Below are 19,796 nucleotides of genomic sequence, written 5' to 3'. Positions count from 1 at the left end.
TGCATTTAGGTGATATTAATTTTGAGGTTATTAATATTACGGTCTAAGCTGTTGTTAATGAATTGAATAATGGTAAGTGTGGTTATTTTCGATAGGATTCTTGTTTTATAACCGGCAAAGCTTTTTGCATAATTTCTTCTGATCATAAACTGGTCGCATAACTGGGAGAATAAAGTTTCAATCCGTTTTCGTGATTTTTGGAATATAAAAGGTTGTTTTTTATAGTTGTCCTGATTTTTACGCATAGGTACTTCAAGTTTAATTTGCCCGCTTTTAAATAAATCCAGTTGATAAGCGGCTGATAGATAGCCCTTGTCCCCTAAAAGCACACAGTGCCGAAGCTGTGTTTTGATATCCTTTAGGTACTGGACATCATGCACAGATGCAGGACTGAAGTCCAAACTTTGGAAAATACCTTTAGCCGTACATACGGCATGCAGTTTATAACCGTAATAATGCAACTTTTGGGAAGCACAATAACCTCTGTCGGGCTGTGCGTATGCCGCCTCTTTACAAATCTTACTCCTGCCACTCCTGGCCAGTTCACACACTTCTAAAAGCATGCGGTTGTAACGGCTGCCCATGTACACCACAGTAAGGCCGCCTTGCTGCTGACCCGGGTTTTAAAACAACTGCTGTGCGGCATCAGGACAATTGCCTGGGATGGCGGTTACCGTGGGGAAATCATAGAACAGGTAAAAAACGTTTCGGATATATTTTACAAATAGTGATGCGTTCAGACGATAAAAGGACAGGGTTTGAACCAACACACAAAAGATGGATAGTCGAACGGGCTTTTTCCTGGTCCGAGAACGACAGAAGGTTGTGCAGAAACTATGAACTATTGTTGGAAACCTCCGAAAAAATGGTCAAAATATCAGCTATAAAATTATTATTGAACAAAATTTAAACAGGCTCTGAATATCTTACAAAAAAATAGAATTGCAATTATTTGTGATATTAAGCAATAAATTGATGCCTCGTAACCAAATAAACCGCCGTTCCATATGTTTAAAGATGGTTGGTATTGAATGATTACAGAATATAAATCTTTTCCGCTAACGTTAAACCCTAACAGGCTTTGAAAAAAATTCCAACTGAAATGTAATGCTACCGAATACCAAATATTACCGGTGTATATAACCGGCAGCCCCAGCAGCAAACCGGCCAAAAACAAATTTAATATTGCAACAGCACCGATATGTGCATTAAATAAATGCAGGGCACTAAATATCAAAGCAGAAAAAATTAACGCAGGCCAGCGATCAACATTTGCCAGAAGTTTTATCAATATAAAACCTCTCATCAACAATTCTTCTGTCAGCGCAATAACAAAAAAGATGTAAATGCTTAGCAACAGATCATAAAAACTAAACTGCAGGCTGCGAATATAAATCTGGTGCCCGGAAAGCAAAATCAACAGGCCAGAAGCCATAACCAAAAAACCCGTCATAAATCCGATCAATAATGATTTGGATTGCGGCGGATAAAGACCTAACCTGGATTTAAAAGATTTGCGCACTGAACTTGAAAGTAGCCAGATTGCCAAAATTGTCCCAAACAGATTAAAAGAAATGGTTACAACCATTTCTGAAGAAGTTTCTGTATGGATTGAATGATTTTTGAAATCAGTGCCGTTGATCAAACTTCCCAAATACTCAAATATCCCAACAATTAGTAAAAAACTTAAGCTGAATTTTAAGATATTTTTTCGGTTTTGCAGCAAGAAATTAAACATATAAAAGCATGTTAAAAGTTGATTCAAAGTATTTTTCCATACTTCTTTTACCACCTAAATTTGGTGGATTTTTATAAAGTTTTCTATCGGCAAAAACCACAATACAAATTTATGGGCGTAAAAGAAGCATCAAAAGTTATCATACACAATTTTGAACAGGCTCTGAAAGTGTTTATAATGCGTTGGCTTTTCTCCGCCACTTGATCACCTGCCAAAGCAATTCGCCGGAAAGCAAAGTGCCGATGGCAAAAGCTGCGGGCCGCCAGGTTTCGCCCGAAGCTGAAAACGCACCGGCCAGGGCAACAACGTAAACCAGTAATGGCAGCATGGCCATCAACCCTAAACCATAAACGTTTAACGGGATTTTGAAGGGCCGGTGCAGGTTTGGCGATTTTAACCTGAAAACAATCAGCGCAACAAATTCTAAAAATAGAGCGGCACCGTAAACCGTTACGTCGATGATGAGCAGATCGCCAAAACTCCATAAAATCATCAAACTGACAACGGCCGAACAGATCAATATCGAAACACAAGGCGTTTTAAATCTGGGGTGAAGCTGGTTGAGTTTCTGCGGAAGCAAACCGTCGTCGGCCATCACTTTGGGCACGCGCGAAACCGAAAGCAGCACGGCCGAATACAAACCCAAAGCACTGGCCATGCCGCCAAAACTAAGCAGCGCGCCCAGCCAGTGGCCGCCAAGCAGAACGCCCAGGACCGGGAAACCTTCTTTTTGCAGTTTCTCCGGATCAATGCCGGATTGCTGCGCCACCAAAACGGCCAGAAAATACACCGAAAATATCAGGACAAAAGCAGTAAAAACCGAAATAAGGTATGTGCGAACGGGCTTTTCTACTTCTTCTGCGTAAGTGGTTACGTTGTCCCAGCCAATAAAATTCCACATAACCGTATATAAACCCAGTCCTAAAGACGAAAAGCCAATACCTTTCAAAGACAAATGCGGAAAGCTGAAACTGCCCGCATGTTTGCCGAAATACACCAAAAAAAGTATGATAAAAGGAGCAAGCACCAGCGCGCCCAGAAAAACGGAAACCTTGCCAACGGGCACAATCCCCAGAATGTTTAACCCCGCTGACGACCAGATGATGAACAAACAAATGGGGATTTTAAAGGCTGTAACCTCTGGGAAAAAGAAAGCGGCATATTCTGTAAACAGTACCGGATAAATGGCCAAATCCACAAAAGTGTAAAGCCAGGTCCACCAGCCTTCGTACAAAGCCCAGCGCAGGCCTAATGCTTTTTTTACCCATTGATAATAGCCGCCGGTGATTGGCATCATGCTGTTGAGTTCGAGCACAGTAAAAATGGTTGGGATGTCCCACAAAATGGGCGTAACGATGAGCAGCAGCAGCGCGCCGTTTTTGCCGCCATAAGCCAGCAGTGGCTCCAAACCATACGGGCCGCCGGAAACAGTGAGAAAGATAATGGCGATCAAAGGCAGTATCCCTAACTTTTTTAAGTTGGAACGAGGGGCGGGGTCTATCATGAAATAAAGCTAAAAAATAAAAATGCAGATTGAAAAAGCGAACAGCGGTTTCTACGGAAGTTACGGCAATATGCTTCTTTTAGCCAAGAATTTCTGTTAAAGAAATACATGTATTTAGCTACTGCCTTTTGAAACCTGTTCCTGTACAAGTCGTATAACTCCAGATTAAAAATCTACCTGCCCGGATTAAAACATTGTGCGCCTGCTTTTTAAAATATTTACCCAGATTCTTTTTATGTTAAAACAATTACAAATTTTTATGCTGATGCTGTTTTTAGCAGCAGTTTTCCCGATTAAAGTATTTGCCCAATTTCCATATAGTGAAAGCTTTATGAATTCAACCGCACCGGGATTGAACTTTGGAGGAACGCCTGCAGCCTACCTTACCAGCGGTAATCCAGATCCAAGCGGCAACGGTTACCTGCGGCTTACATCGAATGCAGGAGGACAAAGAGGCTATGCTTTTAGTTCCAACAGCTTCCCTGCATCTAAAGGTATTTCAGTAAATTTTGAGTACTATACTTATGGAGGAAACGGTGCTGACGGTATTTGTTTTTTTCTTTTTGATGCCGCCGTAGCTGATGGAAATTTTAACGTTGGGTCTTTTGGCGGTGGCTTAGGCTACACAAATGTTACCGCTACCGGCCTTTCAAGGGCTTATTTAGGTATCGGGCTGGATGAATTCGGAAATTTTTCTGACGGAAGTGCAGGCGGCAGCGGAGGAACAGGCAGGGTTCAAAATTCTGTAACGATAAGAGGTGCTTATAACGATTCACGTGGTGCTTATTACATGCTTACAACAGTTCCCGTGCAAACCAATTATGGTTTTCCAATCGGAAGCGGAACTGCACGTGCCGCTGCCGGGACAACAGGTTATAGAAAAGCATATATTGATATAATTCCTCATGCGGGTGGTGGTTTTGATATAACCGTAAAAATTCAGCATGATGCCGTTTCAACTCCGGTTACGGTTATTAATAACTATTATTACAATTACGCTTCCCCCGCAAATTTAAAATTTGGCTATGCCGCTTCTACCGGAGGCTCTAATAATTATCATGAAATACGTAACACAGGTGTTAGCCTCCCGGCCGGTACTGCTTTAACCACGCCAATACAAACTAACCAAACCATTACAACCTGTTCCAACGCTACCGGAAGTGTAAATATTTCCGGTGGTTTCAGTACAACCAATTCTCCAAATGGTGCCATCAATACGGCAAGTGTGGATTTAGACCCGGCTACAACCGGCATTCAGACTACTTATACCGTTGCTTCAAAAGGGACATTTACTTCTAACGGCAGCGGAAATATTACTTTTGCCCCTTTAAATAATACGGTCAGTGGTACTGCTTCCTGCAATTTTACTGTTGCCGATAATTATGGCGCCACTTCCAATACCGCAACCGTAACGGCAACAATTAATGCTGCACCAAATTTGGTAATTACCAATCCTGCTGCGTTATGTGCACCTGCAACGGTCGATCTTACGGCTGCTGCTGTTACGGCCGGAAGCGATGCAAACCTTACATTTTCTTATTATACAAATTCGGCTGCAACAACAGTGTTAAGTAATCCAGTTGCAATCGCAACTTCCGGTACGTATTATATTAAAGCAGTTGGTGCAAACGGTTGTTCAGTTATTAATCCGGTAACTGTTACAATCAACCCGCAGCCCACAACAGCCAATGCAGGGACTAATCAAAGCATAACTGCTGCTACGCCCGCAACCGCAACTTTAAATGGCAATTTGCCTACAGTTGGAACGGGCGTTTGGTCTCAGGTATCCGGCCCTTCAACGGCTACATTTACTAATGCTTCGCTTTTTAATAATAGCGTAAGTAATCTCAATCCAGGTACTTATGTTTTCCGTTGGGCGATTACTAATAGTTGCACAACTTTAACAAGCGATGTAAACGTAACCATAACAGGGACACAAATCATTACCTTTGCTGCTTTACCTGCAAAAGCTTACGGCGATGCCGATTTTAATGTCAGTGCTACTGCTTCATCCGGTTTGGCCGTTGCTTATACCAGCAGCAATCCTGCGGTTGCAACAGTTGATGCTGCCGGGCTAATCCATATCCTGACCGTTGGCACAACTAATATCACGGCTACACAACCAGGCAACGGAAATTATGCTGCTGCTGCTCCGGTTGTAAGAATTTTATCGGTAAACAAAGCATCATCAATAATCACTTTTAATACTTTAGCAACAACTACTTATGGCAATGCCGATTTTAATCTGAATGCAACCAGCAGCAATGGTACTGTTCCGGTTACTTATGCAAGCAACAATACCAGTGTTGTCACCATTGTAAACGGTAATATCCATATTGTTGGTGCAGGTACTGTTGTTATCACAGCTTCACAGGCAGGCAACGCCAATTACAATGCTGCTACACCTGTTCAGCAAACTTTAACCGTAAACCAGACAGCTTTAACCATAGCGACAAATAATCAAACTAAAACTTACGGAACTGCTAACCCTGTGTTAACAGTAAGTTACAGTGGTTTTGTTAACGGTGATACCCAGTCCAGTTTAACCACAGCACCTACTGTAAGCACCACGGCAACAGCTTCTTCACCAGTTGGCACTTATCCAATTACGGCATCAGGTGCAGCGTCTGCCAATTATACCATTGCTTATGTAAGCGGAACATTTTCAGTTTATCCCGGTATCCAGACTATTTCTTTTAATGTTCCGCCTAAAACTTATGGCGATACTGATTTTGCGTTAAGTGCAAGTGCTTCATCCGGGTTACCTGTTACCTACAGTAGCAGTAACACAGCCATTGCAACGGTGGATGCACAAGGTATAGTCCATATTGTTTCCGCCGGAAATGTAACCATTACCGCTTCGCAGCCAGGGAATGGTAATTATATTGCCACAACCAACATTAGTCAGCAATTAACCATTAACAAAGCTGTCCTTACCATTACGGCAGATAACCAAACCAATGCTTACGGATCGGCCATTCCTGCCTTAACGGTAAGTTACACTGGATTTGTTAATGGTGATACCGAAACCAGTTTAACCATACCAGCTACGGCAGGCACTACGGCAACTGTTGCTTCAGCGGCTGGCACTTACCCGATAACGGTAGCAGGTGCTGTAAGTTCAAGTTATATCTTTACTTATCAGCCAGGCACCTTTACAATTGCACCAAACAATCAGACGTTAACGCTCGCGTCCATACCTGCCAAAACTTATGGTGATGCAGATTTTAATTTATCCGCATCAGCTTCATCCGGTTCGGCTGTTGTTTACAGCAGCAGCGATCCAACGATAGCAACGGTAGATGCTGCAGGAAGGGTACATATCCTTGCTGTCGGAACAACAATGATCACAGTTTCGCAAGCAGGAAACAGCAACTATCAACCAGCGGCAGATGTGCAGCAAATGCTAACCGTTAATCAGGTACTTTTAACACTTACAGCAGTTAACCAAACAAAAACTTACGGATCAGTAAATCCAACTTTAACCCTTAATTACACCGGTTTTGTAAATGGAGAGACTGCAGCTGTATTATCCGCACAGCCAACCGTAACCACCACGGCAACTGCTGCATCTCCGGCCGGTACTTATCCGATTACTATAACAGCCGCCACAGCACCTAATTATAACATTGCTTATTCTGCCGGGACTTTAACCATAACACCAGCTACCTTAACTATTACTGCCGACGACCAAACCCGAGTTTATGGACTGGCAAACCCAGTGTTTACCGTAAGTTACAGTGGTTTTATAAACGGCGATAATGCTTCTGGCCTTGCTACACCGCCTACCGTAAGCACTACGGCTACCAGCACTTCGGCCACAGGCACTTATACAATTAATGTAAGCGGGGCGGCATCAGCTAATTATAACATTACTTACGTTTCCGGCACTTTTACGGTAACCAACTCAGCAGTTAGCAGTGTTAGCCTGGCCCAGGCAACTATTTTTGAAAACCAACCGGCAGGAACACTTGCGGGAACGTTAAGTGCCGCCTCTGCTGATCCGAATGAAATTTATACCTATACCTTAGTGGCAGGTGCCGGAAGCACCGATAATGCATCATTCAGTATCCGGGGAAACCAACTGCTTACCGCGAAGAGCTTAGATTACGAGCAAAAAGCCACTTATTCTGTTGCCATCCGTGCAACCAACCAGTATGGGTTGTATCTTGATCAAACTTTAACCCTCCAAATTAATGATGTAAACGAAGCACCAACATTGGCAGCTGTAGCAGATCAACAGGTTTGTGCTGCACCTGCAAACCAAGCTATTGCTTTAAGCGGAATTACACCCGGCCCGGAAACAGCACAAACCACTGATTTAAACGTCAGTTCTTCTAACCCGGCTTTGTTCAGCAATTTAAACGTTTCTTCCGTATCGGGCAGTGCGGCTACTTTATCCTACCAATTAGCAGGAACAGGAACAGCCGTAGTTACTGTAACCGTAAAAGACAACGGAGGAACTGCTAATGGCGGAATCAACAGTTTTAACCAAACCTTTACAATTACGGCAAATGAACTTCCCGTAGCAGCAGTTTCATCAGACAAAGGCACACAAATATCCAAAGGCCAAACCGTAACTTTAACAGCAGCCGGGGGCAGTAATTACCGTTGGGATATCACGCCAAACGTTAGCGGCACAAGCAATTCGGCTGTCATTAGTGTCCGCCCCGCCCAAACCACCACTTATCACGTTACCACAAATAATGCTTCAGGCTGCAGCAGCACCGCAAGTATTACCATCAACGTTGCGGATGATTATGCCGCTCTTCATCCGGCCAATATTTTAACGCCCAATGGTGATGGTAAGAACGATACATGGGTAATTAAAAATATAGACCTGTACCCCAACAATACTGTTTCTGTTTTTGATAAAGGCGGAAGAAAACTGATGGAAGTAAAAGGCTATAATAATGATTGGGACGGTTCTTATCGCGGTTCGCCGCTGGCCGAGGGTACTTATTATTATGTGATTGATTTTGGACCGGGCTTAGCTCCATTAAAAGGTTTCATTACGATTTTGAGAAACAGATAATCACCCGGACAGAAACCCAAACTGAAAGATCCCCAAAAACAAAAACAATGAAAACATCAACATATAAATTTATAGCCGCAACGGTAAATTTCAATATAAAACTGGCCATGGCTTTACTTGCTGTTTTTATGCAGGTAAAAACAGTATCGGCGCAGCTTAACCCTTTTGCATCGATGTACTTCCAAAACCAATACCTATCTAACCCGGCAATGGCAGGTTTGGATGAAGGTTTAAACCTGAACCTGGCCATACGCCAGCAATGGGCAACGTTGCCCGGCAGTCCGAAAGCACAATTTATTTCCGGCGATTACAATGCGGGCAAACACGTGGGTTTGGGTTTAAGCATCAGCAATGACCAAACCGGCCTGCTGCGCCAAACGCGTGCCGTGGCAACATACGCCTACCATGTGATTTTGGGCGGAGATAACCAGCGGTTAAACTTCGGGCTTTCGGCCGGCGTAAGCAGCCAGCACATCAACTACAATGAAGTAAACGGCGACGAGGGCGATGTGCAGGTAGATCGGTACAATAATCAAAACCGTGCTTATCCGGATGGTGATTTCGGGATTTCCTACACCAGCAACAGCCTGACGGTGCAAGGCGCACTGCCAAACCTAAACCATCTTTTTAAAAGTGCCAATACCATTCTGGGCGTGGATCGTTCGGTGTTCCTGGCTTCGGTAAGTTACAAGTTTCCGGTCAGTGTTCTGGATGGTTCTGTGATCGAGCCAAAATTAGTTTACCGGGGTGTAGATGGTTACAAAAGCGTGCTGGACGCCGGCATCAATTTCAATATTAAAAATAATTTGATGCATTTTTATACCATGTACCACAGCTCGCAGAGTGAAAGTTTTGGTTTTGGTGCCAACATTAGCAAAGCTGTACAACTGATGCTTTTTTATACCACCGAAAATACGCCGCTGAAAACTTATACCAACGGTGATTTTGAAGTTGGGTTAAAACTCCATCTTTGAAAGAAGCCAAGAGTTGCAAAAACCAAAAGCCTGCAGGTTTAATACTTGCAGGCTTTTGGTTTAAGTTTTGATTTCAACTTCTAAACAAACCATCAAAACTTTTAAAAATTATCATTATAGTTTTGTGAAAACCAAAAAAGCCCGGCTGCAATATTGAGGCCGGGCTTTTATAACAGATACTGTTTTTAAGCAGGTAAAAACAGTAAAAGCGTAATTAAAGTTTCTGTTGATAAATTTCTGATGCTTCTTTTATCACCTAATTTTTTGCTTTTGTAATTGTTGCTGATGAAAAAAAATTATCCAAAACCACCAAATTTTAGGTGATAAAAGAAGCATATAAAAACTTTTAACAAAGCCTCTAAAACGCTTTGAAACAATTACTTAGCCAAAGAATACTTGTCTTTACGGCCTTCTTTTACGGTGGTTAAAGCACCTTTTGCTTTTAAGTTGGAAAGCACACTTGCAATCTGTTTAAAAAGTTTATCGGCATCGCTTTGCGGTTCGTATTGTGCCATTGCATTGGCAATATCCTGGCCGAAACCTGAACCGCCAATTTCTTTGATCGCAAATGCAATTTTAGAACTCAGGCCTAATTCGGGCGTATATTCTGCCGGGACTTCCAACATTTTAGTTGTTGTTTTTTGTGCTTTTGCTGATTTTGGTTCAGCTTTCTTTTTTGAAAATTTTGCCGCGGAGGTTTCTTCTGCCTGTTCCAAAACGGCTTCCATTAAATTGTCTTTACTCTGCTTAGCCGGTTTGGATGCAGCAGATGCGCCGTTAAATGCATTAAGCATGTCTTCATACTTTTTTGCTTCAGCTTGAATACTTTTTATCTTTTCTTTAAGATAAACAATGATGTCTTTTTCGGTTATGTTTGCCATATACAAATGTAGTTTAGATTTTGGATTAAAAAAGGGTTTTGCTTTGAATTGGATAATTAAATAATTCTGTTTTGTTTTTGTTAAGGTAACGGCAAGTGATTGACTTTGTTTCTGTTAACAAAAAAATAAATTTAAATAATATTTCTAACTCAAAGATGCGCTTGTATAGCCTGCCCAAAACCCCTTATTAACTTGGATGCTTCTTTTACCGGTATAATTTAGTTGGAAGTTGTTTTTTTGCCGTTCATTTCCACATCCCTGTCCATTTCCATCATATCTACCGGCTGCGAAAAATCACCCAGCAGGTATTTGCAAAAGTAATCCCCTTTCTGCCAGAAAAAATATTCGGTCATATCGCCATAAGCATGTCGCTGGCCGGGCAGCAAAACATAATCAAACCTTTTGTTGGCCCGGATCAAAGCATTGACCAAACGGATCGTGTTTGACGGGCTGACATTGTTGTCGATATCCCCGGTGGAAAGCAGCAAATGTCCTTTTAGATTTTTGGCCAGGTCCTGGTTTTTATCAATCGAATATTGGAAAGTTGTATCGCCTTTCGGGGTAATGGTTTCTTTTAAACCATTGTGTTTTTCGCTCCACCAGCGGTTGTAAATACTGTTGTCGTGGTTGCCGGATTCTGAAACTGCAACTTTAAAAAAATCAGGATAAACCAGCATCGCCGCCGCACTCATAAAACCGCCGCCCGAGTGCCCGGTAATACCAACTTTGTTAATATCAATAAACGGATATTTATCGGCCAGTTGTTCTGCGGCCGCTTTTTTATCTGCCAAACCATAATCGCGCAGGTTGCCGTAGCCATAATTATGATACCATTTTGAACGTGCCGGATTGCCGCCGCGGTTGCCAACGGTAACTACAATAAACCCGAATTGCGCCAGTCTTTCATTGTAATCCATGCTTTTGCTGAAGGTCGTATTTACTGCTTCTGTTTGCGGGCCGGGATACACATATTCAATCAGCGGATACTTCTTTTGTGCATCAAAATCATAAGGTTTGTACATCACGCCGTACAAATCGGTAATGCCATCGTCCGCTTTTAATTTGATCGGTTCTGGAAACTTGTAACCTGCAGCCATTAAGTTAGATAAATCTGCCGTTTCCAAATCCATCAGCTTGCGTCCGGTAAAATCATACAAAACAGCTTTTGGAATGGTATTTACACGAGAAAAAGTATTGACAAAAAACCTGCTGTCGTCATTCAAACTCGAGGCATGGTCAAAGTTTCCGGGATCCAGCAATTGCATTTTGCTGCCGTCTAATTTTATGCTGTATAAATGTGTGTAATACGGGTTTTCGTTGGCTTCGCGCCCGGAAGCTGTAAAATACAACGTGCGTGTTTTGGCGTCAATATTTACAATCTCATCGCAATGAAAAGAGCCGGAAGTGATCTGGTTTTTTAGCTTTCCGTTTCCGTCATACAAGTAAAAATGTGCCCATCCATCGCGCTCGCTCCATTCAATAATTTCTTTGCCGTCATTTACCAAACCCGGCCGGTTTATTTCGATATAAGTGTTTAATCTTTCCTGGATCAGCAAATCAACTTTGCTGGTTTGGATGTCAACTTTGCATACATCGATCTTTTTTAAATCCCGGCCCGTGCGGTAAAAGTAAAACTGATTGTTGTTGCCCAGCCACAGGTTTGGCCTGAATTCATCGTCGCGGTTTTTTTGCAAAGTTGGGGCCGGCCACATCGAAAGTTCCTGATCTTTAAACAAAGCCACGTTTAACTTTTTAGATGTTTTGGCCGGGAAATCAAACAGCAGCATTTCCTTGATCGGGTTTTCTTTTTCGCCCGGAAGCTGATACTTGTAAGTTTCTAAAGTTGGCCGCGGCTCTGCAATACTGTTGATCACCCAAAAATCTTTCAGCTTGCGGTTATCACTTCGGATCAGGGCAAAATGTTTGGCGTCCGGCGACCATAGAACCTGTGTTGGCTTGCGTTTCTTCTTGTTTTTTTCTTCGTCAATGTTGGTTTCATTTGTAAAACTGCCGCCGTACGCATTATCTTTTACGCCATCTTTGGTTAGCTGATGCTCTGTAATCGTGCTGTCTTCTTCATTTTTCAACGCTTTTTTATAGTTGGCTTTGTCCATCCAATATAAATTATAGTTACGTGCAAAAATGATGGCCGAACTATCCGGCGCAATCGAAGCCCAGATTGGTTTTGGTTTTACTTTTTCGTAATTGGCCAGTTCTTTGGTTTGGCCGGTTTGCAGATTGTATTGAAAGTAAAAGGTTTTTTTCTCCAATGAATCAGCAGCTTTTTTATCTTTCCGATCTTTTTTTACGATGTCGATTGTACTTTTTAAATCGAATTGGATACTTTTTTCATCTTTGGTAAACTTCAGGTTTTCGATGGGCAGATGTTGCGCATCAAACGGGTCTTTCACAATCAGCGTAACCGCCGCCGCAACTTTGGCATTATCAAACAACGGCTTTTTGCTGCGCGCCATCGGATCAACCAGAAACCATTTTTTGCCCGCGCTGGTTTCAAACATATACCAGAAACGGTCGGAGTTTTTTAGCCAATGCGCATCTACCGAAGTAGAAAAAACCATTTTTTGAAGTTTTTTGGGGGAGAAACGTGCCGCCAGCAAATAATTTCCTTTTGTTGGGGCCGGATTTGAGGCCGAAATTTGTGCTTTGACCGGGAGACAAAACATCGGCAAAAGCAAAGAGAAGTAAAACTTTTTCATCAACAATTAATTATTGACGAAAATTATTGAATTTGATTTTAAAAAGATCACTTCCGAGGGCGAAAACCGGATTTATCTTGTAAAAATTTCAATACTTCTTTTGTCAGCCCGAAATTTTGGTGCTAAAAGAAGCATTCCATCTAAATAAAAACGGTTTGGGCAGATGGTAAAATCATCAGCCCAAAACGTTAAAATTGAGGAAAATTTATTGCCTGTTTAAAGTTTATATCTGCAAAAACACTGCTTCTTTTACCCTATAAAATTTGGTGCCCGCATCAATTTTAAATAAAACGCTTACCATTTTTTAGGTGATAAAAGAAGCATCTGAAACCGATTGAACAGATTTTAAAAAGGTGCTAAAACTTTAATTTACTTTAACCCCATTGTAAGCCGAAATATCAAGTGCCGGGATTTTGGATTGGTACTTGGCATTGATTACTTTAATGATTTCATCAGCCGTATAAGCATTGCCGCGCGGGGTAAAATGTGTGCCATCTAACGAAAAGAACCCACCGGTTATAAAGTTGGTGTTTAAGTTTACGCCGTTTTGTGTTATGCCAACTTTAAGCTGGTTGAGCAGTGTATAAGCATCAAAAACCGGCAAATTGTACTTAGCTGCAGCAGCTTTGATGATGCCGTTATAGTTGTTTACGAAATTCTGAACTTTTGATACTTCATTAGCATCCAGCACTTCTTTGCTTAATAACGGGTTTGCAGGAGATAAACCGTATAAAGGCATACCGTTTACAGTTGCGCCCAATTGCTTGGCATCAAACGTAAGCATAATATAATCAGCAGTTGTTGCGGCACGCGTAACATAAGCACCGCTTGCATCCAAGGCTTGTATATAGATATTGGTAAAAGCAGGGCTGGCTTTTTGTGCCGCTGCAACCAAAAGCGGCACAGTAATATAATGGAAAAACGGAATAACCGTAACATCCGGAATGGTGGCAACAACACCTTTTGCACCGTTTTTTGTAAGGGCTGCAATTGCTGTATTGTAAATATCTGTAAAGTTTGTTGTAGGGGTCAATGCATTTGCTGCCGATGTACCATCCGAGGTGGCATAACCCAAAACATCATTGTTGCCCAGCCAGCAGGTAAAAAAAGTGAAAGGTTTTGCGGTTACAAAATCCAGATAAGCAGTGGTATTTGTGCCTGCGTTTCCGGATAGCAATCGTTCAAAATATCCGTTAAAGTTGCCATAAAGCGGGTTGGTAACGTCTGCCATTTTAATCCCCGGCACACCATAATTATTTATTTCGCCAGTGTATTTGGTGTACAAAGTTACGTTTACGCCAGCTACTGAAGTTTGTCCGCGTACCGCCAGTTTATCACTTACTGGCACAATAACAGGCGTTCCGTCTGCATTATAACCGGTTAATTTGAGGTAACCAGATCCATTTGCCTGATCCGCAGAAAAATAAGGGGACGTAAAAGTACCGCCTCCTGCCAGTTTCATTTGTCCGGCCAGCAAAGTTGGAAACGACATTTGTTGCCCGGCCAGGTACAAACCGCCATCTGCAAAACCGGAAGTTATAGAATTGCCAACCGCGATGTAGCGCGAAAAATCTGCCGAACCGGAATTGTTAATGTTGTTGGTTTTGTCTTTTTTACAAGCCGAAAAAGATAAAATGCAGGCCGCAAAAGCCAGGATCAGGTAATTTAATTTCATATTTTAAAGGGTTAATTGTGGTTTAAAGTAATGATTTAAGTTTTGTTTAATAAAATATTTTTTAGGGTTTTTATCTCCTGTTGATTGATAGCGTAATGTAGCAGGATTTTACTTTCTGCTTTACGCAAAATGTATTTGCTGCATAAAAAAGTTTACGCTGATGCACATACTGTTTTTACCGGTAAAATTTTAGCCTGAACCTTTAGCACGGCCAGTTATTTGCTTTGTTGCCCGGCCAAAACTTTTATAATTTTGGCCGAAGTACAAATTATGCCAGATTATTATCAAAGCCACCGGCAATTAAGTTTTATCGGGCCAACCGGCCAGCAGCAAATCAACACGGCCAAAGTTTTGATGGTTGGTGCGGGCGGCTTAGGCTGCCCGTGTTTATTGCAGTTGGCCACTTGCGGTGTGGGCACCATCGGAATTGCAGATTTTGACACCGTAAGTTTATCCAACCTGCACCGCCAAACGCTCTATACTTTTGATGATCTCGAAAAAAGTAAGGTAAAAACAGCATCGCATAAGTTACAGGCGCACAATCCAAACATCCAAATTATAGAACACAATTTTTTGGTAGATGAAACCAACGTGCTGCAACTCATCCAAAATTATGATGTGATTGTAGATGGCACCGATAACTTTTTGGTCCGCTATCTGCTCAACGATGCCTGCGTTTACCTCCACAAGCCGCTGGTTTACGGTGCCATTTACCAAACCGAAGGCCAGGTTACTGTTTTTAACTACCAAAATTCGCCCACGCTGCGTTGTTTGTTCCCGGAACCGCCGCCGGAAAATCCATCCAAAGTTGTGCAGAAATCGGAGCTTACAATATCACAACCGGGATTATCGGAACGATGATGGCCGGAGAAGTTGTCAAGATTATTTTAAAATCGGATGCTGTTTTTACCGGTAAATTAATTTATGTTGATGTTTTGGCCGGGAAAAACACACGTTTGGCTTATCACGAAAACCCTGCGTCCAGAGCGATCAGCTTCAACCGTTTCCGCAAAACCGAAGCTCCGGTTGCCATCGCCCCGGCAAATTTTCAGCAACAATTTCAGCATAAAACCTTTAAACTAATTGATGTGCGCAGCGATGACGACCACGAAGCGTTTAACATTGGCGGCATCAATATTCCGCTTTCCAAAATTCCGAGGTTTAATTCAGATGCTTTTTCTACAGATGAAAACCTGGTTTTTTACTGTCAGCAAGGTTTGCGCAGTCATCAGGCGGCCGGGTTTTTCCGGAAGGCGGGCTTCCCAAATTCCTTCAGTTTGCAAGGCGGCTTATCGGCCTATAAAAATCATTTTTGGTTATTTGGGCAAAATTTCCCTAAAAACTAAAATTGCTTATACCTTTATTGCATGTTAAAAATCAGCGGACTTTTTGTTTATCCCATCAAATCTTTGGGTGGTATTTCGTTGAACAAAGCACAGGTAACCAGCCGCGGTTTGGAGCACGACAGGCGATGGATGCTGGTTGATGAACATAACCGCTTTTTATCCCAGCGTGAAATCCCGGAAATGGCCTTGCTTTATGTAGAATTAACGCCGAACGGTTTGCTGGTGATGCACAAAAAAATGCCCGAAGAATTTATTTCCGTCCCGTTTTTGTTTGATGCCAACGAAGAAGCCGTTTGTACCATTTGGGATGATGAATGTCAGGCCGAATTTGTGGATACCGAAATTGATAAATGGTTTTCGCGCGTTTTAAAGCTGAAATGCCGCTTGGTTTACATGCCTAAAAACAGCAAACGCCTGGTAGATCAGCGGTATGCAGGCCCGGGGCAGATCACTTCTTTTGCAGATGCTTACCCGTTTTTGATAGTAGGGGATGCATCGCTGCAAGATTTGAACAACCGTTTGCAAAAACCGGTGCCGATGGACCGTTTCCGGCCGAACATTGTTTTTTCCGGCGGGGAAGCTTTTCAGGAAGATCAGCTGGCGCATTTTCAAATCCATGAGCTGCAGTTTTATGGTGTAAAACCGTGTGCGCGCTGCCCGGTTATCAATATCGACCAGGAAAGCGGCGTTTCTGATAAAGAACCCATCAAAACGCTGGCGGGGTTTCGGAAGAAAAACAACAAAATTTATTTCGGCCAAAACCTGCTCCACCAGGGCGAAGGCAGCATTAGCCTGGGCGATGAAATTATCATCAAAGATTTAAGGTCAGAAAAGTTTATCGTCTGACACCAATTTTACACCGATAAAAACAGTATGCAAAACGTTACCCATAAACAAATTACGCTGCGCACGGCAAGGGCAGTCAGCGTGATTTTTTGTACCGAAGCAACCATCGAATTAATCAAAAATAACCAGCTTCCGAAAGGCAATTTATTTGATGTGGCACAGGCGGCAGGTTTTTTGGGTGCGAAGTTAACGCCGCAATTATTACCACATTGCCATCCGGTGGCGATTGATGGCATGAGCATCAAATTTGACTACCTCGACAAAGAAAAACACGCCGAATTTGTAGAAGAAGCAGCTTTAAACCGCACCGGGATTATCATTTTAGGTGAAGCAAAATCCATCGGCCGAACCGGAATTGAAATGGAAATGCTGACCGCAGTTTCTGTTGCCGCGCTCGAAATTTACGACATGCTGAAACCGGTGGACAAACAACTGGAAATCGGCCACATTAAATTGCTGGAGAAACGCGGCGGCAAAAGCGACAGGCAATTATTGTATGAAGATGTTTCGGTTTGCGCGGTTTTGGTTTGTTCCGATTCTACCGCAGCCGGGACACGGGTGGATCAAAGCGGAAAGAGCATCAAAGAAATGCTGGAAAGTTTTAATGCAGAAGTAAGCGATTTTAAAATTTTGCCGGACGATAAGCAGCAAATTCAGCAGCAAATATTAGCTTGGGTGAAGGAAGATGTTCCGTTTATTTTTACAACCGGCGGCACAGGTTTAGGCCCGCGCGATAATACTGTTGCAGCCGTGGAAGAATTGCTGGAAAACAAAGCTGAAGGCATTGCCGAGGCGATGCGCGTCTTCGGGCAGCAGCGCACACCTTTGGCCATGATGAGCCGCGGTGTTGCCGGAACAATCGGCAATACTTTGATTGTTACTTTGCCCGGAAGCGCAAACGGCGCACGCGAAAGTTTGCAGGCAATTTTACCAGCCGTTTTTCATGCGAGGAAAATGATTTTAGGCGGCGGACATTGAATTTTCAGTAAAACAACAGTTAGGCATAATATTTTCAACCGGCCAGAAACGTAAAATTCTGATCATAAATATTCACCAAGCACATCCAATTTTTATCAGTTTTTTCGTTGCATTTTTATCAAATACCCATCATCAGATTTTGCAAAACATCCCTTGATTAATGGAATGAGTTTATAAGAATCAAGCAAAGAAAAGTCGATTTTAAGCCAGTAAAATTGGATTTGCGGGTTTTTAGATTTTTGTAGTTGCGTATCCAATATTTTTCTTAAAAAACGGTCGTTTCTCGGAATGACATCCCCGTCAAGTTTTTCATCTATGTCCAATCAAATTTCAGGCAGGATATTAACCAACAAATAATCTAAAATAATTTTGTTTTTTAAAAGTAAGCTTGTACATTTACAATAACCAGTTATTCTATAATAAAGCGTTCGACAATTTTAGATACTTCCGGAAGCCTATACTACTTCTACCATTTATTAATTTTTTCTGTTACCTGAAGTTATCCAAAAATGTTTACGAGAACGATACTGTGTAATGGTTTTGAATCTATCTTATTATGAAAAATAGAGCAAAAATTTTATTAATGCTGCCATTTCTTTCTTTGCTACTAGCTGCATCCTGCAAAAAAGACGGTTTACCAAAAGCGACCCAGACTGGGGAAAATACAATGGTGGCAAAGGTGGATGGAAAGCTGTGGCAGAAGAAAGCTTGTGTAAGCTGTACCGGGGGAGGCACTGGTCTAATAGTTTCTTATGAAGATCGAAATTTTTTTGGTGTAACAGGTGAAGACCATGATTCTGGATCGAGAATAGCCTTATCTATTTCATCAGTAAAAAGTGTAGGAACCTATAATTTAAGCAGTAAAAATTTAAATTATGGGAGACTGTTTAAGATTGGTTCTGGGCCATACTATTATACATCAACAAAAAACACAGGACAGGTTACTATAACAAAATTAGATCTAACCAACAAAATCATTTCAGGCACATTTGATTTTACTGCGGAAGATGAAAACAACCCGGCCAATACAATTAAAGTTACAGATGGCAGGTTTGACGTTAAATTTTTGTAAGTAAAAACAACCTTCTATACTCTTACAACAGAGTTAATACCTTCAAATCAATCACTTTTCAAAATATTCTGTTTATGAAAAAAAACTTTACCTACTCCTTCATTCTTGTAATTGCTTTTTTATTCAGCGCGCAAGTTTATTCACAACAGTTAGATAGCTCAAAAAAAGCACAAGTTAAATACTTGAGTAAAGATTTGTCGTTGTCAGAGACCTCTGCAGCACAAGTAGTAACTATTATGGACAAATACAAGCAAAGTGCCAAAATAGTTATCAGTGATAAAGCCCTAACACCAGAAGACAAAAAGGCAAGACTGGACAAATTAATAGAAGAAAAAAACAAGCAATTGTTCCCATTACTTTCTGAACAGCAATTTAATAAGATAGTACCAACTTCCGAACGTAGTAAAAAGCTATAATTCTAATCTAAGTTTGTCATTGAGCTGATGCTCAATTCAACCAAATTTATTTGTATTTCGATTACCTCAATCTTATAAATTATGAAACATTTCTATATTTTTAGACGAGTAACTCTTTTGCTAATTTTTTTGTTTTCAACTTTGATTTCCTTTGGCCAACGCGCCGGTGCAAATATGTATAACCCGATTAGTGCAGGTGCATTTCCCGGTTCATCTTTTTCAAATACCCAAAATAATGCTCCTTCAAATGGGTTCGGCAACGATATAGGAAACGCCAGTGATGATATTTATTACAGGGTTACCGTAAACGCCGCAGGTAATTTAACTTTATCGACATGTTCCTCCTCTTTCGATACCTATATCTATTTACTAGATAATTCCGGCAATATCATTGCATCCAATGATGATAATAACGTATGTGCAGGTACATTGCAAGCTGGCCTTACTATGCACGTAGCGGCAGGCACCTATTATATAGTTTCAGAAGGGTACGGATCAAATTATGGTAATATTACCACTGATATTTCTCTCAACCCTGATCAGGTTGTAAATAATGGCCCTGATCCTGGTTATACTTATGTGATTGACAGCTTATACAGCATTTAGATAAAAGC

At 41.7% G+C, this 19,796-nt stretch carries 15 protein-coding genes and 1 pseudogene; 9 read left to right on the top strand and 7 right to left on the bottom strand.

Annotated elements, in window-relative coordinates; genetic code table 11:
• Positions 1-5: 5 nt before the first annotated feature.
• From ACOFKR_RS14110 to ACOFKR_RS14100, 3 genes and pseudogenes are all read right to left on the bottom strand, one after another.
• Positions 6-563: pseudogene (locus ACOFKR_RS14110) on the bottom strand (IS982 family transposase); the annotation flags it as partial.
• A gap of 329 nt (positions 564-892) precedes the next feature.
• Positions 893-1,357 (bottom strand): CPBP family intramembrane glutamic endopeptidase, encoded by a 465-nt coding sequence (locus ACOFKR_RS14105; protein ID WP_419801447.1) that lies wholly within the window; start codon positions 1,355-1,357, stop codon positions 893-895.
• A gap of 553 nt (positions 1,358-1,910) precedes the next feature.
• On the bottom strand, positions 1,911-3,242 hold the full coding sequence (locus tag ACOFKR_RS14100; protein ID WP_419801446.1) for an APC family permease: 1,332 nt from the start codon (positions 3,240-3,242) through the stop codon (positions 1,911-1,913).
• Positions 3,243-3,477: 235 nt separating this feature from the next.
• On the opposite strand from ACOFKR_RS14100, the gene ACOFKR_RS14095 reads away from it, so the two are divergent.
• A complete protein-coding gene (locus tag ACOFKR_RS14095; RefSeq protein WP_419801445.1) occupies positions 3,478-8,277 on the top strand; it encodes an MBG domain-containing protein in 4,800 nt (1,599 codons plus the stop codon).
• A gap of 47 nt (positions 8,278-8,324) precedes the next feature.
• Entirely contained in the window at positions 8,325-9,251 is a 927-nt protein-coding gene (locus ACOFKR_RS14090) for a type IX secretion system membrane protein PorP/SprF (RefSeq protein WP_419801444.1), read from the top strand.
• 377 nt (positions 9,252-9,628) lie between these two features.
• Here ACOFKR_RS14090 and ACOFKR_RS14085 read toward each other — a convergent pair whose 3' ends face one another.
• The 3 genes from ACOFKR_RS14085 to ACOFKR_RS14075 all read right to left on the bottom strand — a co-directional run bounded on the left by ACOFKR_RS14085 (position 9,629) and on the right by ACOFKR_RS14075 (position 14,524).
• Positions 9,629-10,132, bottom strand: coding sequence for a hypothetical protein (locus ACOFKR_RS14085; protein WP_419801443.1), 504 nt, complete (start codon positions 10,130-10,132; stop codon positions 9,629-9,631).
• 218 nt (positions 10,133-10,350) lie between these two features.
• The gene (locus ACOFKR_RS14080) at positions 10,351-12,849 is read right to left on the bottom strand and encodes a DPP IV N-terminal domain-containing protein (protein ID WP_419801442.1); all 2,499 of its coding nucleotides are present in this window, start codon (positions 12,847-12,849) and stop codon (positions 10,351-10,353) included.
• 364 nt (positions 12,850-13,213) lie between these two features.
• The gene (locus ACOFKR_RS14075; RefSeq protein ID WP_419801441.1) at positions 13,214-14,524 is read right to left on the bottom strand and encodes an SGNH/GDSL hydrolase family protein; all 1,311 of its coding nucleotides are present in this window, start codon (positions 14,522-14,524) and stop codon (positions 13,214-13,216) included.
• Between the two features lie 252 nt (positions 14,525-14,776).
• Here ACOFKR_RS14075 and ACOFKR_RS14070 point away from each other — a divergent pair, with 252 nt between their 5' ends.
• From ACOFKR_RS14070 to moaCB, 4 genes are read left to right on the top strand one after another with little or no spacing between them, the layout of a single operon-like run.
• Complete coding sequence (locus ACOFKR_RS14070) at positions 14,777-15,385, top strand: HesA/MoeB/ThiF family protein (RefSeq protein WP_419801440.1); 609 nt, start codon at positions 14,777-14,779, stop codon at positions 15,383-15,385.
• Positions 15,382-15,870: a rhodanese-like domain-containing protein gene (locus ACOFKR_RS14065; protein WP_419801439.1), complete on the top strand. Its 489-nt coding sequence runs from the start codon at positions 15,382-15,384 to the stop codon at positions 15,868-15,870. Before ACOFKR_RS14070 ends, ACOFKR_RS14065 begins: the two co-directional genes overlap by 4 nt.
• Positions 15,871-15,891: 21 nt before the next feature.
• Entirely contained in the window at positions 15,892-16,716 is an 825-nt protein-coding gene (locus ACOFKR_RS14060) for an MOSC domain-containing protein (protein ID WP_419801438.1), read from the top strand.
• A 27-nt stretch (positions 16,717-16,743) separates the two neighbouring features.
• Positions 16,744-17,694: a bifunctional molybdenum cofactor biosynthesis protein MoaC/MoaB gene (moaCB, locus tag ACOFKR_RS14055; protein ID WP_419801437.1), complete on the top strand. Its 951-nt coding sequence runs from the start codon at positions 16,744-16,746 to the stop codon at positions 17,692-17,694.
• 95 nt (positions 17,695-17,789) lie between these two features.
• Here moaCB and ACOFKR_RS14050 read toward each other — a convergent pair whose 3' ends face one another.
• Entirely contained in the window at positions 17,790-18,017 is a 228-nt protein-coding gene (locus tag ACOFKR_RS14050) for a hypothetical protein (protein ID WP_419801436.1), read from the bottom strand.
• 233 nt (positions 18,018-18,250) lie between these two features.
• On the opposite strand from ACOFKR_RS14050, the gene ACOFKR_RS14045 reads away from it, so the two are divergent.
• The 3 genes from ACOFKR_RS14045 (at position 18,251) to ACOFKR_RS14035 (ending at position 19,788) form a co-directional block, all read left to right on the top strand.
• Positions 18,251-18,766: a DUF6252 family protein gene (locus ACOFKR_RS14045; protein ID WP_419801435.1), complete on the top strand. Its 516-nt coding sequence runs from the start codon at positions 18,251-18,253 to the stop codon at positions 18,764-18,766.
• Positions 18,767-18,840: 74 nt separating this feature from the next.
• Positions 18,841-19,182 carry a hypothetical protein gene (locus tag ACOFKR_RS14040; protein ID WP_419801434.1) on the top strand — a complete coding sequence of 114 codons (342 nt, stop codon included), beginning with the start codon at positions 18,841-18,843 and terminating at the stop codon, positions 19,180-19,182.
• An 81-nt stretch (positions 19,183-19,263) separates the two neighbouring features.
• On the top strand, positions 19,264-19,788 hold the full coding sequence (locus tag ACOFKR_RS14035; RefSeq protein WP_419801433.1) for a PPC domain-containing protein: 525 nt from the start codon (positions 19,264-19,266) through the stop codon (positions 19,786-19,788).
• Positions 19,789-19,796 lie beyond the last annotated feature (8 nt).

Origin of the sequence: Mucilaginibacter sp. (assembly GCF_965201005.1) — a bacterium.
Taxonomy (GTDB): Bacteria; Bacteroidota; Bacteroidia; order Sphingobacteriales; family Sphingobacteriaceae; genus Mucilaginibacter_A.
Note: the sequence above shows the minus strand (reverse complement) of the source record. Positions and strands in the feature narration are given on the sequence as shown.